Annotated in this window: 1 protein-coding gene; it reads right to left on the bottom strand. The window is 76.9% G+C overall.

Going from position 1 to position 1,888, the window contains the following annotated elements:
• On the bottom strand, positions 1-1,888 hold a 1,888-nt coding region (locus ACYVI6_RS18615), incomplete at both ends, for a CDP-glycerol glycerophosphotransferase family protein (protein WP_460447781.1).

The raw sequence follows: 1,888 nt of genomic DNA, 5'->3' as shown, positions 1-1,888 counted from the left end.
CGCCGCCAGCCCGCCCGTGGCGGCGACGAGCACCCGCTGCGGGGCGTACGCGCCCAGGTGCCGGGTCTTGGACGGCGCGCGCCACGGCGGCCGGGTGACCAGCGGCCAGCACAGGGCCAGGGCCGCGGGCACGAGCGCCCAACCGCGCGGCAGCGAGGTCGCGGCCAGCACCGGGGCCAGCGCCGCCAGCACCAGCGAGAGGGCGTCGAGCAGCTGTCGCAGCAGGGCCGGGCGCAGCAGCTGCCGGCCGCCCGGTGCCGCGGCGTCCGCGTCGACCTCGGCGCCGGCGCCCGCGGGGCCGTCGGAGCCGTCGAGCCCCTCGAGTCCCTGGCCGCGTCCGGCGTCCTCGCGCCCCTCACCCGCGCGGTGGTCGTCGGCCTCGGCGGCTCGCACGTCGCGGTCACCGGTCTCGACGCCGTCACCGGCGTCGTCGAGGCCGTCGCCGCGGACGACGCCGACACCCGCCACGACGTCGTCGACGGCGCGGACGAAGACGTCGGAGTACCCCTCGTCGGAGAAGTCGCCCAGGTAGCGCACCCGCACGCGCTCGCGCTGCTCGCGCAGGGCGTCGTCGCCGAGCAGCTGGTCGAGCAGGCCGTCGAGGCCGCTCAGGTCGTGCGCGAGCAGGTAGGCGCCGCGGGCGACCGGGTAGTCCTCGACGAACCGGTCGGCCGCGGGCGTCGGCACGTACATCGCCATCGGCTTGTGCGAGTGCAGGTAGTCGACGGCCACGCTCGACACGTCGCACACCATGGCGTCCGAGGCGTTGAAGCACTCGAAGACGCTCGGCTGCTCGGCGCGGTCGCCCCAGAGGTGGTCGCGGCCGGTGCGCTCGGCGTCGCGGGCCAGCAGCCCCGCCACCTCGGCGATGCGCAGCGCGTCGTCCGGGTGGTCCTTGCTGTAGGGGTGCGGGCGGAAGACCACGCGCACCCCGCGGTCGAGCAGCGCCTGCACGATCGCGGCCGCGTGCGGCAGCGAGTACAGCTCGGTCGCCTCGGCGTCCCCGCGCCAGGTCGGCGCGTACAGCACGGTCGGCTCGGCGACGTCGGCCACCGCGCGACGGGCCGGCTCGACCAGCTCGACCTGGGGCCGGCCGACGACCTGCAGGCGACGCAGGTCGAGGCGCACGCCCTGCGCGGCATACCGCTCGACGGCCGCCTGCCCAGCGAGGAACACCCGGTCGTACATCGCGTGGGTGGGGTTCGACGACGTCGCCTTGTCGCTGTCGCCGTGGCCGACGTGCACGTGGGTGAGGTGGCTGTGCCGCACCATCTGCCCGTTGCCGGACGCCGCGTTCACGTAGAACACGGTGGTGAGGCCGGGCACCAGCAGGTCCTCGAGCTCGCGGCTGGTGCGGCAGGCGACCACCGGCACGTCGGTCAGCCCCGCGAGCACCCTCGCCGGACCCTCGGCGCGGGTCACGATCATGAACCGGCGGCCGGTGCGCTGCAGGTAGGGCAGCCACATGGTCACCTGGTACGACGCGTCGTCCGGCCGCGCCTGGTAGACCACGAACTCCGGTGCGTGGGCCGCGACCGCGCCACGGAACGCGCGCCGCAGCCGGCGGTCGGAGCGCACCTGGCGCAGCGCCCCCGCGACCACGACGAGGCCGGTGAGCCCCGCGAGCAGCACGGTCGCCGTCCACGGCCAGACCGGCAGGTCGAGCAGCGCCACCGCGAGCCCGACGGCGGTGGACACGAGCAGCGCCCGGCCCGCCCACACCGGCTCGAACGGCATCGGCGGCCGCTGCGGCACCCCGGGCAGGTGCGCGGCCCACATGCGCCGCGCCCCGACGAGCCGGCGGACGACCGGCTCGGCGGTCAGCCCGACCACGGTCGCGGCGGCCGTCGCCCAGGCCGGCCAGCCGTGCCACCCGCCGCCGTCACCG

It is taken from the genome of Angustibacter aerolatus, assembly GCF_054776675.1.
The sequence above is the reverse complement of the archived record's forward strand: the minus strand, read 5'-3'. Positions and strand labels throughout refer to the sequence as shown.